The sequence below is a fragment of the Pseudomonas umsongensis genome, assembly GCF_002236105.1.
Lineage (GTDB): Bacteria > Pseudomonadota > Gammaproteobacteria > Pseudomonadales > Pseudomonadaceae > Aquipseudomonas > Aquipseudomonas umsongensis.
In genome coordinates, this window is record NZ_NIWU01000001.1 from 439,618 (window position 1) to 457,769 (window position 18,152).

The following is an 18,152-nucleotide window of genomic DNA, read 5'->3' on the forward strand; positions in this document are numbered from 1 at the left end:
TCGTACTGCTCCTGTTTCCTATCGGTGAAACCTGCCAGCTTTTGTGTAGGAGCGAGCCTGCTCGCGATGGAGGTTAACGATTACTCGGGGCGTCAGGTTCCCCGCGTTATCGTTGAGGTTCATCGCGAGCAGGCTCGCTCCCACAGTCAGGTTCCCCGCGTAATCGTTGGCGTCCATCGCGAGCGTGCTCGCTCCTACAGAAGGCGGCCGTGGAGGGCCGCCTGGAAAATTTCCGCTACACCGGCCCGGGTCAAGGGCAGCGGGTTGCCGCCGGCCGACGGGTCGACCACCGCCATGTCGGCGATCAGGTCGGCTTGCTGGTCATCCACCCCCAGCTCGAACAGCGTATGCGGCACGGCGATGTCCTTGCGCAATTTGAGGACGAAGGCCAGGAAGCTGTCGAAGCCCGGGGAGGGCAGGTGCAGGTACGCCGCCAGGCGTGTGATGCGTTCCTCGATGGCCGGACGATTGAACTTCAGCACGTAGGGCATCAGTGTGGCGTTGGTCATGCCGTGGTGGGTGTCGTACAGCGCGCCGATCGGATGCGCGAGGGCGTGCATCCCGCCCAGGCCTTTCTGGAATGCAGTGGCGCCCATCGCCGCCGCCGCCAGCATTTGCCCGCGTGCATCGAGGTCCGAAGGGGTGTGGACGGCACGCACCAGGGCATTGCTCACCAGGCGCATGCCTTCGACCGCAATGCCATCGGCCATGGGGTGGAAACCAGGGGCGCAGTAGGACTCCAGGCAGTGCGCCAAGGCGTCCATGCCCGTGCCGGCAGTGACTTTGGCCGGCATGCCGACGGTCAGGGCGGGATCGCTGATGACCACGCGCGGCATCATTTTCGGGTGGAAGATGATGCGCTTGGTGTGGGTGCGATCGTCGATGATCACCGCGGCGCGCCCCACTTCCGAGCCCGTACCCGCGGTGGTCGGCACCGCGATGACCGGGGCAATGCGGCTTTCATCGGCGCGGGTCCAGTAGTCGCCGATGTCTTCGAAATCCCAGACCGGGCGGGTCTGGCCACTCATGAAGGCGATGAGCTTGCCCATGTCCAGGCCGCTGCCTCCGCCAAAGGCCACCACGCCATCGTGGTTGCCCGCGCGCCAGGCGTCGAGCCCGCCTGCCAGGTTGGCTTCGACCGGGTTGGGCTTGAGGTCGCAGAACAGCGCGGCGCCCAGCCCTGCATCGCGCAAGGCGTCCAGCGCAGCCGTGGTGATCGACGCACGCCCCAGGCCGCTGTCGGTGACCAGCAGCGGGCGTTGAATACCCTGGCTGCGACAGACCTCGGCCAGTTCCGCGATGCGGCCGACACCGAAGCGGATGCTCGTGGGGTAGTTCCAGTTTCCAGTCAGGCTCATGGCTCAGATCTCGTGGCGCAGATGGAAGGATTTGGCGCGGGTCAGGTGTTCGTATCCCAAGCGGGAAAGGGTCACGCCGCGCCCACTGTTCTTGACCCCGGTCCAGGCCAGGGCCGGGTCCAGGTAGTCGCAGCGATTCATGAACAGGGTGCCGGTTTCGATCTGCTCGCCCAGGCGTTCGGCGGCGGCCAGGTCCCGGGTCCATATGGACGCGCTGAGCCCGAACTCACTGTCGTTCATCAAGGCGACGGCCTCGTCGTCGCCGACAACTGGCATGATGCCGACCACTGGCCCGAAGCTTTCATCGCGCATCACCGACATCTGATGGTTCACATCCACCAGCACTTGCGGGGCCAGATAGGCACTGCCGGGCACATCGGCGGCGAAGGCTTGCGCGTCGATCAGCGCCGTGGCGCCCTCACTCAATGCCTCGGCGATCTGCCCGCGGACGAAATCGGCCGCTTGTGGATTCACCATCGGTCCGAGGGTGGTGGCGGGGTCCAATGGATTGCCCAGCACGTACTGGCGGGTCAATTCGGCGAAACGCTGGATGAAGGCCGGATAGATTGCCTGATCGACATAGATGCGCTCCACGGCGCAACAACTTTGTCCCGAGTTGAAGAAGCTGCCGTCCACCAGGTTTTCCACCGCGTGTTCGAGGTCGGCATCGGCCCGAACGTAGGCAGGGTCCTTGCCGCCGAGCTCCAGGCCGGTGCCAATGAAGCCTGTGAGTGTCGCCTGCTGGACGATCTTGCCGGCCTCCACCGAGCCGGTGAAATTCACCTGCTGTATGTCGCCGGAGACGATGGCCAGCGCAGTCGAGGTGTGGTCAAGCACCAGGTTCTGGAACAACCCTTCAGGCAGATGCGCCCGACGAAAAGCTTCGGCGAAACGCTCACCCACCAGCAGGGTTTGCGAAGCGTGTTTGAGGATGACGCTGTTGCCAGCCATCAGCGCCGGAATGACCGAGTTGACTGCCGTCAAATAAGGGTAATTCCACGGGGCGATCACCAGCACCGTGCCCAGCGGTTCGCGCTTGATATAGCGCTTGAAACCCGCGACAGGCCCGGGCTCCACCGCTGCCAGAGCTTCAGGCGCAATGGCGATCATGTGCCGCGCACGTTCTTCGAAACCACGCAGTTCGCCGGCGCCGAAACGCACCGGTCGACCCATCTGCCAGGCCAGTTCCGGGACGATGTCATCCTTCATGGCCAGCATTGCGTCCACCGCTGCGCTGCAAATGCCCGCGCGTTCGTTCAGTGGCCGGCGTTTCCACTGCGCCTGGGCATCGGCCGCGGCCGCCAGTGCCCGATAGAGCTGGCCGGTATCGGCGCAGGGACGTTCAGCATAAACCCGGCCATCGACCGGGGAGATGAGTTGAATCGTCTTGGTCATGGCAATCTCAATAGCGCTCGAAACCGCGCTGCAGTTCCCAATCGGTAATCCGCCGGTCGTACTCCTTCTGTTCCCATTCGGCGGTGTGCACGTAGTGATCGATGACCTCGTCACCGAAGGCCTCGCGCAACATGCTCGACTTCTGCAATGCGGCACTGGCCTCACGCAAAGTCTTGGAGACCTCGGGCAAATGCTCGTCTACGTAGGCATCGCCCTCGAAGGGCGCGGCGAGCTCGAGCTTTTCATCGATGCCCGCCAGCCCGGCAGCGATCAAGGAGGCGAAGGCCAGGTAAGGATTGAGATCGGCACCGCCAATGCGACATTCGATTCGGATCGATTTGCTGCCCTCGGCGCACAAGCGAAAGCCCGCGGTGCGATTGTCCCGGCTCCACACCGCGCGGGTAGGAGCGAAGGTGCCGGCCTGGAAGCGCTTGTAGGAGTTGATGTAGGGCGCGAGAAAGCAGGTGATGTCGTTGGCGTACTTGAGCTGACCGGCCACCCAGGCACGCATCAGCTTGGACATGCCGAACTCGGCCTTGGCATCGAAGAACAGCGGCTTCTTGGCGTTCTTGTCCCACAGCGAATTGTGGATGTGGCTGCTGGAGCCGGCGGCGTCATAGCGCCACTTGGCCATGAAGGTGATCGCCTTGCCCTGCAGTTGAGCGATCTCCTTGCACGCATGCTTGATGATGACGTGATGGTCGGCCATGGTCATCGCGTCGGCGTAACGGATGTTGATTTCTTCCTGGCCCGGGCCCCATTCACCCTTGGAGTTTTCCACGGGAATGCCGCTGGCCTGCAGATGCTTGCGAATTGCCCGCAGCACCGGCTCTTCGCGAGTGGTCTGCAGGATGTTGTAATCCTCGATGTAGTGCCCGGCGGTTTTCGGCTTGTGGTAGTTGCGCTTGTGGATAGCCTCGTAGCTCTCGTCGAACAGGTAGAACTCCAGTTCTGAAGCGAACATGCCGGTGTAGCCGCGTTCACGCAGGCGCTCGACCTGTTTTTTCAGGATCGCCCGCGGGCTGTGGGGCAGGTCCTCTCGATGGTGATGGTCCAGCACGTCACACAGGACCAGCGCCGTGCACTCAAGCCAGGGCACCTTGCGCAAGGTGCGCATGTCGGGCTTGAGCACGAAGTCGCCGTAGCCTTTGCTCCAACTGGCGGCGGCATAGCCGGGCACCGGCTCCATGTCGATGTCGTCGGCCAGCAGGTAATTGCAGCAGTGGGTTTCTTCATGGCCGCTGTCGATGAAAAACTCGACCTGGAAGCGCTTGCCAACCAGGCGCCCCTGCATGTCGACCATGCACACCAGTACGGTATCGATCTCGCCAGAGGCGGCAGCACGCTTGAGTTGGTCAAAACTGAGGAACGGCTCGGTCATCACGGCAATCCTGCGCAAATTGTTTGGGCCTGTCTGAGATAGCTGTTGCAGACGCTCTCCAGATAAAACCAACAACTGCCGCCGCGAGCATCGTAGGCAATAAGCTGACGTAAGCTTAGCCTACTGTCGCTTTTCGCAAGTTTTTGCTGCGCAGGGTTTGTGAGCCTCTACAGTCGTTGAACGGCTACTTTCAAACTTTTGAAGAGGAGGCGAGGCATGCAACGATTTACTGGCGGCTGCCTGTGCGGCAATGTGCGGATTACGGCGTCGGGGCAGCCCTACCGGGTTGGCCTCTGTCATTGCCTCGATTGCCGCAAACACCACGGGGCGCTCTTTCACGCCTCGGCGATCTTCCCTGAGGACGCGGTGACGATCGAGGGCGAAACGCGCGACTACACCGGGCGCTATTTCTGTCCGCGCTGTGGCTCGTCGGTGTTTGCCCGCAGCGACGACGAAATCGAAGTGAACCTGGGCTCGCTCGATGCCCCTGACCAGTTGCAGCCAACCTATGAAAGCTGGACGGTGCGGCGCGAGTCCTGGTTGCCGGCGTTCCCGCTCGCACGGCACTACAAGCACGATCGAGAGGGCACCGGCCGATGTGACGGCTAAATGATATGGCTTGTAGGAGCGAGCATGCTCGCGATGAACGTCAACGATAACGCTGGCAACCTGACACCCAGCGGTGCTCTCAGGTTCATCGCGAGCATGCTCGCTCCTACAGAAGATCAGCGTGTCGTCCTGTCCGTTAGGCGATATCTCCTGGCTTGTTAGCGTTAGCCGGCAATCAGGGCGCGCGCTATTGTGGTCGCACGTTCCCGGCCGCCTGGATGATCCCGATGACCCGCCCCCGTTTCTTGCCCGATAACTTCACCCTGACCCTGATCGGCGTGGTCCTTCTCGCCAGCCTCCTGCCCGCCAGTGGCCAGGTGGCCGTGGGCTTTGGCTGGTTGACCAATAGCGCTATCGCGCTGCTGTTTTTCCTGCACGGCGCAAAGCTGTCCCGCGAGTCGATCATTGCCGGCGCCGGCCACTGGCGCTTGCACTTGCTGGTGTTTGGCCTGACGTTCGTCCTGTTCCCGCTGCTCGGCCTGGCGCTCAAGCCTGTGCTGTCGCCGATGATCGGCGCCGACCTGTACATGGGCATGCTCTACCTCTGCGCGCTGCCAGCCACCGTGCAGTCGGCGATTGCCTTTACCTCGTTGGCGCGAGGCAACATTCCGGCGGCGATTTGCAGTGCGGCAGCGTCCAGCCTGTTCGGGATCTTTCTCACGCCATTGCTGGTGACCTTGCTGCTGGACGTGCATGGCGAGGGCGGCTCGACCCTCGACGCGATCGTGAAAATCAGTGTGCAGTTACTGCTGCCGTTCATTGCCGGGCAGATCGCTCGCCGCTGGATCGGTGCCTGGGTGGCGCGTAACAAGAGCTGGCTTAAATTTGTCGATCAGGGCTCGATCCTGCTGGTGGTGTACGGCGCTTTCAGCGAAGCGGTGATCGAAGGCATCTGGCACCAGATTCCATTGCGCGACCTGGCCGGGCTGGTGGTCGCCTGCTGTGTGGTCTTGGGGTTGGTGTTGCTGGCGTCCACCGTGCTGGGCAAGGCCTTGGGTTTCAACCAGCAAGACCGCATCACCATCCTCTTCTGTGGTTCGAAGAAAAGCCTGGCCACAGGTGTGCCGATGGCCCAGGTGCTGTTCGCCGGCAGCACCATCGGCGTGTTGATCCTGCCGCTGATGCTGTTCCACCAGATTCAGTTGATGGTCTGTGCGGTGCTGGCCCAGCGGTTCGCCAATCGCCCTGAATCGGTGCCTGAATTGATGGCACAGGTCGACCCTTGATGGTAAGTCGCTGTTTTAAAATAAAATAATGATGCAGGGGGGTTCCCAGGCGGCAAGAAAGTTGATAAATTGCCGCCCATTCCTGCAGGGGGCCATCCACGGCTCTCCAGGTAGCAGCTACAGGGGCGTCGCCAAGCGGTAAGGCAGCAGGTTTTGATCCTGCCATGCGTTGGTTCGAATCCAGCCGCCCCTGCCATCTTTTGATCAGCCGCGCTCGTGCATTGCACGAGCGCGGCTGATTGCATTCTGAATATCCTCTCCCCGCAACAAAATACCTTCCCACTGCACAGTGTCTCCTTCGCAGGCTCACGACAGCTCGTTCGCTCGATCCCGTTTGCCCATGATGACGAGTGGATATCTGCAAGAAGCCGATTATGCTTCTAGAAACCTTGCAGCGATGCGAGGCCGTCAGCCTGTGTGCATGCTTTGCGCAATCCGTAATCCGATGACTTCAGCCCTAGGGCCTGGGTGCGGCTATAAGACAGTGGGTACTCCGGCCTATAACAAGAGCAAGACGGAGAAGACTCATGGCCGCAATCGACAACACAACCACGGGCAGCGCGCCCAACCGCGGGATCACCAAGGAGGAGCGCAAGGTCATTTTCGCCTCGTCCCTGGGCACCGTGTTCGAATGGTACGACTTCTATCTCTACGGCTCTCTTGCCGCGATTATCGCCAAGCACTTCTTTGCTGGCGTCAACGAGACAACGTCCTTCATCTTTGCCTTGCTCGCGTTCGCCGCAGGCTTCGCCGTTCGCCCCTTCGGCGCCATCGTGTTCGGCCGTCTGGGCGACATGATCGGGCGCAAGCACACCTTCCTGATCACCATTGTGATCATGGGTATCTCTACCGCCGTCGTGGGCTTTTTGCCCGGTTACGCGACCATTGGCGTGGCGGCACCGATCATCCTGATCACCCTGCGCCTGTTGCAAGGCCTGGCCCTGGGTGGCGAGTATGGCGGCGCAGCGACTTACGTGGCCGAACATGCACCCAAAGGCAAGCGTGGCTACTTCACCTCGTGGATACAGACCACCGCCACCCTCGGCCTGTTCCTTTCGCTCCTGGTGATCCTGGCCTGCCGTACAGTCCTCGGCAACGAAGCATTTGAGGCCTGGGGCTGGCGGATTCCCTTCCTGCTGTCGATCCTGCTGTTGATCATCTCGGTCTACATCCGCCTGCAGCTCAGCGAGTCGCCGGTGTTCTTGAAGATGAAGGCCGAAGGCAAGTCCTCCAAGGCGCCGCTGACTGAATCCTTCGCCCGCTGGGAGAACCTCAAGATAGTGATCATGGCGTTGCTCGGCGGTACCGCCGGCCAGGCCGTCGTCTGGTACACCGGGCAGTTCTACGCGTTGTTCTTCCTGCTGCAAACGCTCAAGATCGACGCGCAGACAGCCAACCTGCTGATTGCCGGTTCGCTGTTGATCGGTACGCCATTTTTTGTCATTTTCGGCAGCCTGTCTGACCGCATCGGACGCAAGGGCATTATCATGGCTGGCTGCATCCTCGCAGCGGTGACCTACTTCCCGATCTTCAATGCGTTGACCCAGTACGGTAATCCCGACGTGTTCGTTGCGCAGGAGAAGAACCCGGTCACGGTGGTCGCCGATCCCGACGAGTGTTCGTTCCAGTTCGACCCGGTCGGCAAGGCCAAATTCACCAGCTCCTGCGACCTGGCCAAGACCGTGCTGGCGAAAAGGGCCATCCCCTACAAGAACGAGAAGGCCGAACCGGGCACCGTCGCGCAGGTGCGCATCGGCGACAAAGTCATCCCAAGCTTCGAAGGCACCGGCATGCCGGCCGCCGACTTCAAGACCCGCAACGACGCCTTCGTCGCGACCCTCGGCACCGCCCTCAAGGACGCCGGCTACCCCGAGAAGGCCGATCCGGCCAAGACCAACTACCCGATGGTGCTTTTGCTGCTGACCATCCTGGTGATCTACGTGACCATGGTCTACGGTCCGATCGCCGCCTGGCTGGTGGAACTGTTCCCGGCGCGCATTCGCTACACCTCGATGTCGCTGCCTTATCACATCGGCAACGGCTGGTTCGGCGGGTTCCTGCCGACCGTGGCCTTCGCCATGGTCGCGGCCACCGGCGATATCTACTATGGGCTGTGGTACCCGATCGTCATCGCAGTGATGACGGCCATCCTGGGTACGTTCTTCCTGCCGGAAACCAAGGACCGGGAGATTCATCACACCTGAAACCTGGAATGCGCGGAAATATTGTAGGAGCCGGCGGTGCGGTGCATCTGCCGCACCATGTTATCGTTCTTCGCCGGCAAGTTGGATCGCCGCCTGCTCACTCTGTAGCAGCTGTCGCAGGCGGCGATCTTTTGACTTTCGGTGCTTACGCTTTTAAGGGGCTGATACTGGCATCAACACCGTGCCCCACAGACCCGCCGCGGCAGCACCACCACTGAAGATGAATTGCGGTCCTGCGCCACGCGCAATCGCCTGCGTCCCAGTTGCGATGGCTAGCCAAGGTGACGCACAGCCTGGATGACCCAACATCGCATCGAGGTCGCACAATCCCGTTTTATTGACTGGCATGGGGACTTTACTCAGTACGCTCGCAACATCCACAGCCCGTTGCGCGTTGATACCCACTCGCCAAACCCGCTCGATCGATGTCGATTCAAGCGGCACCCAATCAAGGGCCTGGCGCGTGGCATAAAACAGGTCATCGGAGGAGGGCGTGCGCTCCTGTTCCGGGCGGTGAAGATAAGCTATCGGCGCTAAGGTGGTTTGCGTCAGGCGGTTGCCAAACAACAACCCGACGGCGGCTTCTGCCTTGCCTTCAGGCTGCTGCGGTGCAAACTGCACAGCCACCACCAACAGCAACGCCCGATCGCGGATACGCCGGTCGAGCCACAGGTCCATTGCAGTCAGTCCGCTGCCATCGACAGGGGTAACGAGCTGGCGAATACCGGATTCGCGCCACGCCTGCCGCCAGACTCGGCGCCACTGGCTCTCCGGCAAACCGTTGTCGACGTCCAGCAACAGGGCCAGCGGTTGATCAGCAGGCAATTGCGCCAACGTTGGCGCCAGGTCGGCGAGCGTCTGCGCCCATATACTCAGCAATAGCGCTTCCGGATTTTCATCGGCATCGCACGATAAACAACTATGGCGAAGTATTGCTCCATCCATTCTGGACGCTTGGGACTTCAACGCCGTCGTCCCACTCAGGAGAGCTTCCAGTTGTGTTGATGCCTCATCGCCAGGCTGCTGAAGCACCGTCTGCAAACTCACGCCCAACACCTGTTGCGAGCGGCGGCCCTGTCGAGTCTTGCGGATCAGGTCTTCTTCACGCGCTTCATCCCAACCTTCGGCGGCACCGTGTTCGCCGACGTATAACAGCGCTCGTCCGAAACCCAGTACAAACCAACTCAGGATTGGAAAGACCAAGGCCGCGCGCCAGAACTCCGTAGGCCGTTGAGGTAAGGTTTCATCGCCGAGCAACAGCGTTCCTCCTGTGCCCAGCAAACAGAACAGCAACAACAGGCTGAGCCAAAGCAAAAAACGAGGTGGTTGAGGGCATAGTGCGGGAGGAGGGAGTTTATCCAGTCTGATTGGCATGTTTTCACCTAACTCTCTGAAAAATTAATTGACTTGCACTGTGTCCATTTCGTGATTTTTTTTATTGTTGTTTTATATGAAACCCTGCACCATCCACCCCACGAATCCTCCGCTAAAACTTTGTCCCCCTTAATTAAATACATATTTGGCGCGTATTGTAGCAACGGCTCCGAGCCGCCCTCATAAAGATATGCTTTTTCCATAATGGAGCCGGTGATAATTTTGCCAGTATGGATGGCGTGAAACAAAGGCGAGCTTACCGTTTTCTCAACACTTTTTTTGTCTTTATACGGGTACGCATATGTTGTTCTTCCCTGCTTATCCACTTCATCTCCACCCAAATGAAAAAAACGAGTGAGCTTTTTGTCCAGAAGTAATGTGTCCGCCTCCAATCTAAAAACACTAACATCGTAAATATCGCTTGCCGGATCCCACGCCCTTGGTATTTCCATGCGATGTACGACGAACAATAGTTCTTCTCCCCCATCATCAACGGGAAGAAAAAATGCGTCAGTGATAACCCCTTCCGTACCCAAGTATGGAAATTCATAAACAAGCTTTGGGCTTTCAGATGGAATAACTGAATAAAGGGATATTCCATCAGGTTTACGGGTTGGTTTCGCATTGGCTTGCAAATCCGTTTTTGTGTAGACAATACATGCATTCACCCGTTCTACATCCATAGAGCTATAAGCTTCCCGAAGACCAATGCTGCTGCATTTATTCGCATCGGATATCTTTGTTGTGCCAAGTTCTACTGTTTGTATGCCTTGATACGCATCGTCGGTTAAATAGTCTAACCCAGGAAGGTCACAGTTTTTATTAAAAACTTTTTTGTCTTGTTTTCTGGCAACAACGTTGTAGCCGAAGGAGTTAAGGCTTTCGAATGAATAAAGGTATTCGCCACGTGCAAAGCGAAGAGCGACCCCGGTACTTTCAGAGTTGCTCGAATTGTAAATTGTGAATATTCCCTTTGGTGGTATTTTTTGCTCTGGATACTGCAGTTCTATTCTTGCCGGACCAACACCGTAGGACGGTTTTCCAAAACGATACTGTACATAGCCACTGTCAGGAGATGTATTGTTCTTCGCGCAAATGGAAGCAACCTTCCCCAAGTAGTTGTCTTGATCCAAACTGGAGTTGAATGCACAGCTAATGTAAACATCCTCACCCTTTTCACATAATGTTGAATTTTTGTCCACGTATCGATCCTTTGCCCAGGACTTAGGGTTCACAAAAGACCCAATAGCCAAACAAACTATCAGTATTTTTTTCAATTTAAATTCCCTTTTTTCAATAGATCAACAAAGTGCCCCCTTCTATCTGGGTGGCTTGCCGTATGTTTATTTACGACAGTGGTTATTGAATCCACAACCTCCAAAGCGCTACCTTTATCTGCTATTTTATATAACTCATTGTTCAGCCAAAAACTCGCAGCCGACCGAACCGCATATTTCACCTCCAACAACAAGTCAGGATTCACAACAAAGTCTGCATAATCGTTTGGCCACTGCGCCGAATGCTTTGTGTGCCAACGTTGAAATAGTGTGTAATTGTGCAATCCTGTCAGCTGTTTTAAACCTCGCCCTCTATACCTCCAACCATCCCCGCTTGAAATTCCTCGGTTGCCGAGTTCGGTGCGCCCCCCATATGCCCCATTGGCGATAGCCTCATAATCGGCGCGACCCATAGAGACACCATTTTCTTTGATTTTTCCTGTCTTGATTTTGTACCCGTATCGCCTTGCTTCTTCCGGGTTATTCCGAAAGTAACTGAACAAGTCAATCAATGTGCTGGATTTATATGCGAAACTCTCATCTATCGATAAAGCCTCCCCGGTTTCTTGTTTTATCTTTGCAAAAAAGTGAGCTCTTCGCAATGGAGTATTTAACTTGAAGAAGTCGAGGTTTGCGTTTAATTCGTCAGCGATTTTTTGCAAATCACCGTTTCGATCTTCACCAAGCTTCGGGTAAATGCTTTTCATAGTTTCAAGGGAAAACTTAAATCGGTCACCACTAAAACTCCCCATCAAACCAACCGGATGAAAGTGATAGGCACTCCCCCATGAAGGCAGCCCCACCTTTTCCGCGACGTCCCTCCACCACCCCAGCTCTGCAATCCGCTGCTTCCCCGCCAGCCAGTTCAAGTGCGGCGTCGAGCCGCTATGGCCGAGCAATTCATCCAGTGCGTCCCATATCTTCGGCTGCTGAAACCATTCGCTTTCCTTATACAGGATCATCTGCGAAATCGACTGCGCATGCGCCGGCAGCTCAAGGGCCGCTTGCAGTTCAGTGGCTGTCATCTTGCCGTCGCGGTTGCGATCGATGATCTCGTACAACCGGTTCTTCATCGGGCCTTTATCGTCTTTTTCGGCAAAGGGGCGATAACGCTCGCGATGCGCGTCGCTGAAACTGTCGATTGCGCTGAGAAAAGAGGCCATCAAGTGTTTGGGTCGGCTGTAGTCGATGATGACGTCATAGCCTTCCCAGGCCCAGGGACTGACCCAGGGCGTTACGCCAATCTCTTCACACACCCAGCCATCGAGAAGATTGTTGTCGGCGTCGTGAAGCAGGTTTTCCAGGTGATACCAGGTGCGCGCTTTGCGGGTCGGGTTCGCAGGCACCTGGATTTTTCGATCCGCCGGCAGGTCATCAAGCAGCTTCTTGGGGATCAACAGGTCGGCCGCACTGCGCGGGCTGGAATCACTGGCCATCTGCATTTGCGCAGCGGTATGTCCTTCTGGCGCCACCACGGGTGTGCCCTTGGCGAGCTTCAGCCAGGTCCTGTCTTTTTCCGGCAGGTGCTGCGCCCAAGCCCGGCTGGCTTCGATGAACGCCTCGACGTCATCACCGCTGAACGTTTCCAGGTGCAGCTTCTGTTCCGGCTGATCCGCGTCACAGTCCTGATACAGGCCGAGGTGGCCGATCAAGTCTCCGGCCTTGATCGCGACGGGGGTGTCGAGGACCATTATCCGATCTGTCGCCAGTGGTTCCAGCACGCTTTGCAGCGCAGCGAACTGTACCCACTGCGTGACCCGTTCCAGTTTGCGAAATTCGCCTTCACCGCTGACGGTGACGACCGTACCTTTGGGCAACTCGCTGATTTCCTTGCGGTGCAGGCTCGCTTCCGGGCGCACCTTGAGTGCATCTCTAGCCGTTTCGATGCGATGCTCGCCGTTCACCACCGACTGCAGGAACTGAGATGCGAGGTAACCGCGCAGCGATCCATCGGCATTGCTCAGGCTGGCCGGGCCCAGGCGGTTTTCCAGACGTCGGTACTCGCCGTCGCCGCTGATGCTCAGCTCGGCGCCGCAGGGCAAGAAGTCAGCGACCTTGTCGGACCGGGGGCGGTAGTAAACGTACACGCCGCGTTGTTCGGGATCGTCAGGATGGGGCTCGTTCGCCGTGGCCTTGACCCGGTACACTTCGCGCCAGAATCCCGGCCGTTCCAGGTTCGGATCGTCGTCATACTTCACCCAATCCTGCAGGTGCAAGTACAGGCTGTAGAAGATCAGGCTCGGCGGCTGATCGGTGCTGCCCTCAAGCTTCGGCGGCTGCAGGTGATGACGGACCAGCACGAAGTTGCGCGAGAAGGGTTTTTCAACTTCTTCATTGACGAAGTAGGTCGTTTTCGGCGAATACGTATCGATGCGGTAAGCCACCACTTCGCCGTCGGCTAGGCAGTGCACGCTGGATTGATCCAGGGAACTGGCGGTACCGCTGTCGAAATGCACGCCGCCGTGCCACAGGCCATTGCGGCCCAGAGGGTAGTAACCGGCGGTGGCGTTGGCCAGGTGGGTCAGCTGTTGTAACGGGTCGCGCGCGTCCTTGAACGGGTGGCACCAGTTTTTCAGCGGCGGCAAGCGTTCGGCTTCGGGAGTCGTCGCTGGCGAAGTGGGTTGGGTGGCAGGGGTTGGCCAGACCCTGGGGGTGCTTGAATCGTAGTGACGGCCAAAAATCCAGTCGAGCAGCGTTGCCATGGCGTGTACGTTCCTTGTAACGAAAGGGGAGCAGGCAGCGAAATGGTCAGCTTCAGAGGGCTGGCGCACGCTAGGGCAAAAGGATTTTTATGAGCATCCGCGCGCGAGCCTCGCAAGCCTTCACGAAGTTGGGTCGAGGTGGAAATAGGACGTTTCTGATGGACGCGTAGGATGCTTCTGAGTGTTTGTAAGAAGGCCCTTACGCTAGTTCCCGAAAGCCACAGCGTCTTGCGTCGTTGCCTACGGTTACGCCAGAATCCGCCGGCTTGTGCGCCTTGGGGTCGCTCGGTAACTTGATTCGTGTCACTGCACATCAGTGATCGGGTTTAGCAGCCCGCGATAACCTAAGTCGCATGACGCTTTCATCAGTCAGGTTTACGCCTGCATTTTGATGGTGGCTGTGCGCAGGGCGCCCTTGGGCGCGCCGGCTTCTTAGGTTCCCCGGTCTGCTAACCTGCGTGCAGCTGCCTCCCTTTTCGTTTAGCAGCAGGAGGGTGGCATACCATTAGGAACCTGAGATATGTCCAAGGTCACTCCCGATCCCCCGCGTATTGATCCCACCGACTTAAACAATCGCAACGACCCCATCTCCTCAGCCGCCGACATCAACGCCACCCCACGCAAACCCTGCACCATGTTCATCGTCAACCCTGAACTCGAGACCGAAACCCTCCTGGCCCACGCCTGTGAGTCACTGGCTTCAGCTAATGTCATGGCCCTGGATCTGGCGGATCGCACGCAGGGGGCGAGTCGCAATGTCCTGTTGGGTATTGCGCAAGTCATCATGCTGGGGGAGTTGGCGGTGAACCGCGCGCTGGATCGAATTGATCCCCGGGAATAGAAGATCAAAACATCGCAGCCTGTGGCGGCTCAGGGGAACGCAAAACCTGGTGGAACCCGGCATGCCGACGAAGGCGATTTTCAATGACGCTTTCGCCGGCAAGTCGGATCGCCGCACCGCTGGCTCCTACAAGTGCACATGCCGCTCGTCTATTCGAACGCACACTTTCCCCTGGACACCTTCAAACCAGTACGGCCCGGAAAACCCGGAACTACGTGGTGAGGTGAAACATGTCCAGCGAAACGATCTTCCAGGATAAAGGGCAAGACCCGGACAAGTCACAGGGCGCTGTAAAACCTGCGTCGGACGATCCGGGTAAATACGATCCCCTGACCCAGCCCGACCTCGAAGATGACGACGGCGCGCAGGATTGGAATGAGCGCGACAGGAAACTTCCCGAGGCAGATGAACAAACACCTTTGTCCGACGACAGGCGATAAACGCAGGCGCCCGGCGATAGCCCGATGCACTGCCCAGGAGAACAGCCAATGACACTATTCACGCCCTTGTCGGGTTCGCCTTCGGCGCTTTCGGATGCCGGCGTCGATGGCCCTTACCGTGAACTCTATGGTTTGCTGTACAGCAACGACCCGCAAGCAGCCACGCGGGGCGAACAGTTCCTGCGCGAGCAACTGGCCCTCGCCGCCGAACTCCCCTGTGATCTGCCTGAAGAGCCAGGCCAGTTGTCGTCATGGACGGAACAACATTGTGCCGATGTGGCGCGTGACTATGCCCTCTATCTCGAGGCGCGCAAGCAGGGCGGGGCGCGTCGGTATTTCTCGAACAAGGCCCATGCCCTGTGTTTCCTGCAACGTGTTGCCCCGACCAAGGAAGTCGACGGTGCATGGCTGGCCGGGGTGCTGGAGCATTGGCAGGACATGCGCTATGACGGGCTGCTGAGCACCTATCTGGAAGAATTGGGTAACGGCGATGCGCGGCAGAATCACGTGGTCATCTACCGCAAGCTGCTGGCCGCCCACGACTGTGGCGACAGGCAGGGGCTGCTCGACGAACATTTTCGCCAAGGCGCAATCCAGCTGGCACTGGGGCAGTGCAGCGCGATGTTCATGCCGGAGGTGATCGGCTACAACCTTGGCTATGAACAACTGCCACTGCACTTGCTGATCAGTGCCTATGAACTGCGTGAGCTGGGGATCGATCCTTACTATTTCACCCTGCACGTGACCATCGACAACATCAGCAGCGGTCACGGGCGCAAGGCTATTGAAGCGCTGCTCGAACTGATGCCCATGGAGGAGGGGCGGGACGAGTTCTATCGGCGCGTTGCCGTCGGCTATCGACTCAATGACCTGGGGCCTGGCTCGACGGCGGTGATTGCAGGTTTCGATCTGCAGCAGGAAGTGATTGCCATGCTCGAGCGCAAACGTACCTATGGACAGCACATGCATTCCGATTACTGCCAGATCGAAGGCCAGACCGTCAATCAATGGCTGGCAACCCCTGGCCAGACCGAAGATTTTCTCGGCGCCCTGCAACGCAAGGGCTGGATAAAACGGCATGGCCCCCCCGGGGAAAGCCGCTTCTGGCAGTTGATCGAGGGTGACACGGCGGCCATGTTCGGCGTGTTCAGTGGCTACGAAAAACAACTGCTGCACGACTGGATCGCCGGTGACTGGCAAGCGCCGCAACAGCAACGGGCGATACGCCGGGTGCCCTCCGATGATGCCTTCGCCGATGACGCCTGGGCGAACGATACCGAGCTCAAGGCCTTGCAAGACGCCCTGCACGACCAGTCACCGCGACAGCAGTTGCAACTGCTGATCCCTTGGCTCTGCGCACAGCGCCATTGTCGTCCCGCCGGGCTCTATGCAACCCGTCGCTTTATTGAATGCGTGGCCCGTTTGCGCTGATTCCAGGAGTGTCATGCATGTCAGAACAACAGATTGCCGATCGTACTTTGCTGGAGCTCGGCAAGCGCCTGGCTGCCCAGGACTACCGTTTCATCACCCCGACGCCCTTGACCCATGAGCGCGTTTGCCAACGCTTTGCACCGCCCTTGGCCAAAGACCGGCGTGACGTGTTCGGCTGGTCGATGCCTTTTGAGCACACGCTGTTTCCAGCGCAGGAACTGGCTGACCTGGAGCAGGCGGCCATCGTCGAAAAAGACGGCTCGCTGTGGCGGAGCACGGTACGTTGGTCAAGCCTTGGTCCCTTGTTGATTGCCCACTCGGCGTACCCAACGATGCAGAGTGACGCGGTGTTTTTCGGGCCCGACAGCTACCGCTTCGCGCAATTGATCGAAGCGCATCTGCAGCAGCGCTCCGAGCCCGTGCGGCGCGCGGTGGACATTGGTTGCGGAAGCGGTATCGGAGCACTGGTCGTCGCCCGCGCCCGCCCGGACGCCGACGTGCTGGCGGTGGATATCAATCCACGGGCGTTGCGTTTGTCGGCGGTGAATGCCGAGCTGGCCCAAGCCAGGAATGTGAGCGCTTACCACAGCGACGTGCTGGGCAGTGTCGAAGGGCTGTTCGACCTGATCATCGCCAACCCGCCCTACATGAACGACAGCCAGCAACGGGCGTATCGGCATGGCGGTGGGGCGCTGGGGGAAGCCTTGTCGGTACGCATCGTGCGTGAATCGCTGCCGCGCCTGGACAAAGGCGGCAGCCTGCTGCTGTATACAGGAGTGGCGATGGTGGCCGGGACGGATCCTTTTCTCGAATCCATCCAGCCGCTACTGGGCGACGACAATTTCAGCTGGACCTATCGCGAACTGGACCCTGACGTGTTCGGCGAGGAACTGCTCAAGCCCGGCTATGAACGGGTGGAGCGCATTGCCGTGGTCGCGTTGACCGTCACCCGGCGCTATTGATGCACCGCCGGTTCAATTGCCATCCGCTACCTTGCGTTCGATCTCGGCAACTTTGCGCCTGAGGCCCTCGGCTTCCTCCTCCGTGGTTTCGGGGGGAGGGGTCGCAAGGGCGTCATCCTCTTCGGTGGACGGGGTGTCGGCAGGGGTGATGTGGTCATCGTTGTTCATGGTACTGGCCTCCGGTGTGTACTCATTGGATCGGGGCCTTCGCTACGAGTTCGAGATTTTCACCAGCCATGCCTGACGCAAGTTAGCCCTTGCACCAATACTCGCTGATCGCGCCGTGTGCACCCTGCACCGGATCCTGGTCGGGGAATGGCAGCGTTTCGATGTTTTGCAACTGCGCAGCGCTCGGCGCTTCTCGGCAAATGTCGGCATGCTGGCTCGGTGGATAGGCGCCGACCACCAGGAAGTCGTCGCTGCAATCCAGGTTGCAATGCCCGGTGCCAGCCGGCAACAACAGCACATCCCCGGCACTGACCTGCAGCACGTGGCCGCCAGGTCCGCCCAACATCAGGCGGGCATGACCGCTGGCTATCCCAAGCACTTCATGGCCTTCGGTGTGATAGTGATGGAAGTCATAAATGCCGTAGCGCCATTGTGGTGGCCAGCCGTTGGCACTGAAGGTTTGTTCGAACAGGGCCGCCGGATCGTCGCCCTTGACAGCGATGGCCTTGGGATAGACCAGCACCGGCAGGCGAGGGTTGTTCGGCACCCAGCCATTGTGTTGGAACATCATTTGTCGCGCGGGAGCATCCGCTTTCGACCTGTTCATCTGTGACCTCCGTCTTTGCCCGGCGCTTTAAAGGCTGGCTATTGCAGGGACCTATTGTTGAGTGACATTGCCTGGGTATGGGTGGTTCTAAAAAACCGCAGGTGCAGGTGCAGTGAACTCCTGAAGGCGGCCTGGCTCAGAACTTCAAGCGCTGAATTTCAAGCGCTGAAGATCAGG

15 protein-coding genes and 1 tRNA gene are annotated in these 18,152 nt (G+C 58.7%); 8 read left to right on the top strand and 8 right to left on the bottom strand.

The features are described 5' to 3' along the window. Positions 1–194: 194 nt before the first annotated feature. From PSUM_RS02035 to PSUM_RS02045, 3 genes are read right to left on the bottom strand one after another with little or no spacing between them, the layout of a single operon-like run. Complete coding sequence (locus tag PSUM_RS02035) at positions 195–1,358, bottom strand: iron-containing alcohol dehydrogenase (protein ID WP_020796418.1); 1,164 nt, start codon at positions 1,356–1,358, stop codon at positions 195–197. A 3-nt stretch (positions 1,359–1,361) separates the two neighbouring features. After that, a complete protein-coding gene (locus PSUM_RS02040; RefSeq protein WP_083348875.1) occupies positions 1,362–2,753 on the bottom strand; it encodes an aldehyde dehydrogenase family protein in 1,392 nt (463 codons plus the stop codon). 7 nt (positions 2,754–2,760) lie between these two features. Continuing rightward, positions 2,761–4,134, bottom strand: coding sequence for a glutamine synthetase family protein (locus PSUM_RS02045; RefSeq protein WP_083348876.1), 1,374 nt, complete (start codon positions 4,132–4,134; stop codon positions 2,761–2,763). Positions 4,135–4,350: 216 nt separating this feature from the next. On the opposite strand from PSUM_RS02045, the gene PSUM_RS02050 reads away from it, so the two are divergent. From PSUM_RS02050 to PSUM_RS02065, 4 genes are all read left to right on the top strand, one after another. Beyond that, positions 4,351–4,743 (top strand): GFA family protein, encoded by a 393-nt coding sequence (locus PSUM_RS02050; RefSeq protein WP_083348877.1) that lies wholly within the window; start codon positions 4,351–4,353, stop codon positions 4,741–4,743. 227 nt (positions 4,744–4,970) lie between these two features. Further along, positions 4,971–5,969 carry a bile acid:sodium symporter family protein gene (locus PSUM_RS02055; RefSeq protein WP_083348878.1) on the top strand — a complete coding sequence of 333 codons (999 nt, stop codon included), beginning with the start codon at positions 4,971–4,973 and terminating at the stop codon, positions 5,967–5,969. Positions 5,970–6,090: 121 nt separating this feature from the next. Continuing rightward, positions 6,091–6,165, top strand: a tRNA-Gln gene (locus PSUM_RS02060). A 331-nt stretch (positions 6,166–6,496) separates the two neighbouring features. Next, positions 6,497–8,173 (top strand): MFS transporter, encoded by a 1,677-nt coding sequence (locus PSUM_RS02065; protein ID WP_020796412.1) that lies wholly within the window; start codon positions 6,497–6,499, stop codon positions 8,171–8,173. A 153-nt stretch (positions 8,174–8,326) separates the two neighbouring features. Here the strand turns inward: PSUM_RS02065 and PSUM_RS02070 are convergent, their stop codons facing one another. From PSUM_RS02070 to PSUM_RS31995, 3 genes are all read right to left on the bottom strand, one after another. Next, complete coding sequence (locus tag PSUM_RS02070) at positions 8,327–9,547, bottom strand: hypothetical protein (protein WP_083348879.1); 1,221 nt, start codon at positions 9,545–9,547, stop codon at positions 8,327–8,329. A gap of 8 nt (positions 9,548–9,555) precedes the next feature. After that, positions 9,556–10,749, bottom strand: a complete 1,194-nt coding sequence (locus PSUM_RS30885; RefSeq protein ID WP_141195470.1) for a hypothetical protein — start codon at positions 10,747–10,749, stop codon at positions 9,556–9,558. A 71-nt stretch (positions 10,750–10,820) separates the two neighbouring features. Next, entirely contained in the window at positions 10,821–13,526 is a 2,706-nt protein-coding gene (locus PSUM_RS31995; RefSeq protein ID WP_225441921.1) for a glycoside hydrolase family 19 protein, read from the bottom strand. Positions 13,527–14,046: 520 nt separating this feature from the next. Between PSUM_RS31995 and PSUM_RS02085 the strand changes: the two genes are divergently transcribed. The 4 genes from PSUM_RS02085 (at position 14,047) to PSUM_RS02100 (ending at position 17,200) form a co-directional block, all read left to right on the top strand. Continuing rightward, positions 14,047–14,367 carry a DUF6124 family protein gene (locus tag PSUM_RS02085; RefSeq protein ID WP_020800992.1) on the top strand — a complete coding sequence of 107 codons (321 nt, stop codon included), beginning with the start codon at positions 14,047–14,049 and terminating at the stop codon, positions 14,365–14,367. Between the two features lie 230 nt (positions 14,368–14,597). Next, positions 14,598–14,807 (top strand): hypothetical protein, encoded by a 210-nt coding sequence (locus tag PSUM_RS02090; protein ID WP_020800991.1) that lies wholly within the window; start codon positions 14,598–14,600, stop codon positions 14,805–14,807. A gap of 48 nt (positions 14,808–14,855) precedes the next feature. Next, entirely contained in the window at positions 14,856–16,238 is a 1,383-nt protein-coding gene (locus PSUM_RS02095) for an iron-containing redox enzyme family protein (protein WP_020800990.1), read from the top strand. 17 nt (positions 16,239–16,255) lie between these two features. Then, positions 16,256–17,200, top strand: coding sequence for a methyltransferase (locus PSUM_RS02100; RefSeq protein ID WP_083348881.1), 945 nt, complete (start codon positions 16,256–16,258; stop codon positions 17,198–17,200). A 12-nt stretch (positions 17,201–17,212) separates the two neighbouring features. Here PSUM_RS02100 and PSUM_RS31755 read toward each other — a convergent pair whose 3' ends face one another. Beyond that, positions 17,213–17,368, bottom strand: coding sequence for a hypothetical protein (locus PSUM_RS31755; RefSeq protein ID WP_169840427.1), 156 nt, complete (start codon positions 17,366–17,368; stop codon positions 17,213–17,215). Between the two features lie 82 nt (positions 17,369–17,450). Continuing rightward, a complete protein-coding gene (locus PSUM_RS02105) occupies positions 17,451–17,975 on the bottom strand; it encodes a cupin (RefSeq protein ID WP_033042836.1) in 525 nt (174 codons plus the stop codon). Positions 17,976–18,152: the final 177 nt, after the last annotated feature.

Excerpts from the sequence above, each read along its gene's own strand:
- PSUM_RS02035 (WP_020796418.1), bottom strand. The coding sequence starts at position 1,358 with ATGAGCCTGACTGGAAACTGGAACTACCCCACGAGCATCCGCTTCGGT.
- PSUM_RS02040 (WP_083348875.1), bottom strand. The coding sequence starts at position 2,753 with ATGACCAAGACGATTCAACTCATCTCCCCGGTCGATGGCCGGGTTTAT.
- PSUM_RS02045 (WP_083348876.1), bottom strand. The coding sequence starts at position 4,134 with ATGACCGAGCCGTTCCTCAGTTTTGACCAACTCAAGCGTGCTGCCGCC.
- PSUM_RS02050 (WP_083348877.1), top strand. The coding sequence starts at position 4,351 with ATGCAACGATTTACTGGCGGCTGCCTGTGCGGCAATGTGCGGATTACG.
- PSUM_RS02055 (WP_083348878.1), top strand. The coding sequence starts at position 4,971 with ATGACCCGCCCCCGTTTCTTGCCCGATAACTTCACCCTGACCCTGATC.
- PSUM_RS02065 (WP_020796412.1), top strand. The coding sequence starts at position 6,497 with ATGGCCGCAATCGACAACACAACCACGGGCAGCGCGCCCAACCGCGGG.
- PSUM_RS02070 (WP_083348879.1), bottom strand. The coding sequence starts at position 9,547 with ATGCCAATCAGACTGGATAAACTCCCTCCTCCCGCACTATGCCCTCAA.
- PSUM_RS31995 (WP_225441921.1), bottom strand. The coding sequence starts at position 13,526 with ATGGCAACGCTGCTCGACTGGATTTTTGGCCGTCACTACGATTCAAGC.
- PSUM_RS02085 (WP_020800992.1), top strand. The coding sequence starts at position 14,047 with ATGTCCAAGGTCACTCCCGATCCCCCGCGTATTGATCCCACCGACTTA.
- PSUM_RS02090 (WP_020800991.1), top strand. The coding sequence starts at position 14,598 with ATGTCCAGCGAAACGATCTTCCAGGATAAAGGGCAAGACCCGGACAAG.
- PSUM_RS02095 (WP_020800990.1), top strand. The coding sequence starts at position 14,856 with ATGACACTATTCACGCCCTTGTCGGGTTCGCCTTCGGCGCTTTCGGAT.
- PSUM_RS02100 (WP_083348881.1), top strand. The coding sequence starts at position 16,256 with ATGTCAGAACAACAGATTGCCGATCGTACTTTGCTGGAGCTCGGCAAG.
- PSUM_RS31755 (WP_169840427.1), bottom strand. The coding sequence starts at position 17,368 with ATGAACAACGATGACCACATCACCCCTGCCGACACCCCGTCCACCGAA.
- PSUM_RS02105 (WP_033042836.1), bottom strand. The coding sequence starts at position 17,975 with ATGAACAGGTCGAAAGCGGATGCTCCCGCGCGACAAATGATGTTCCAA.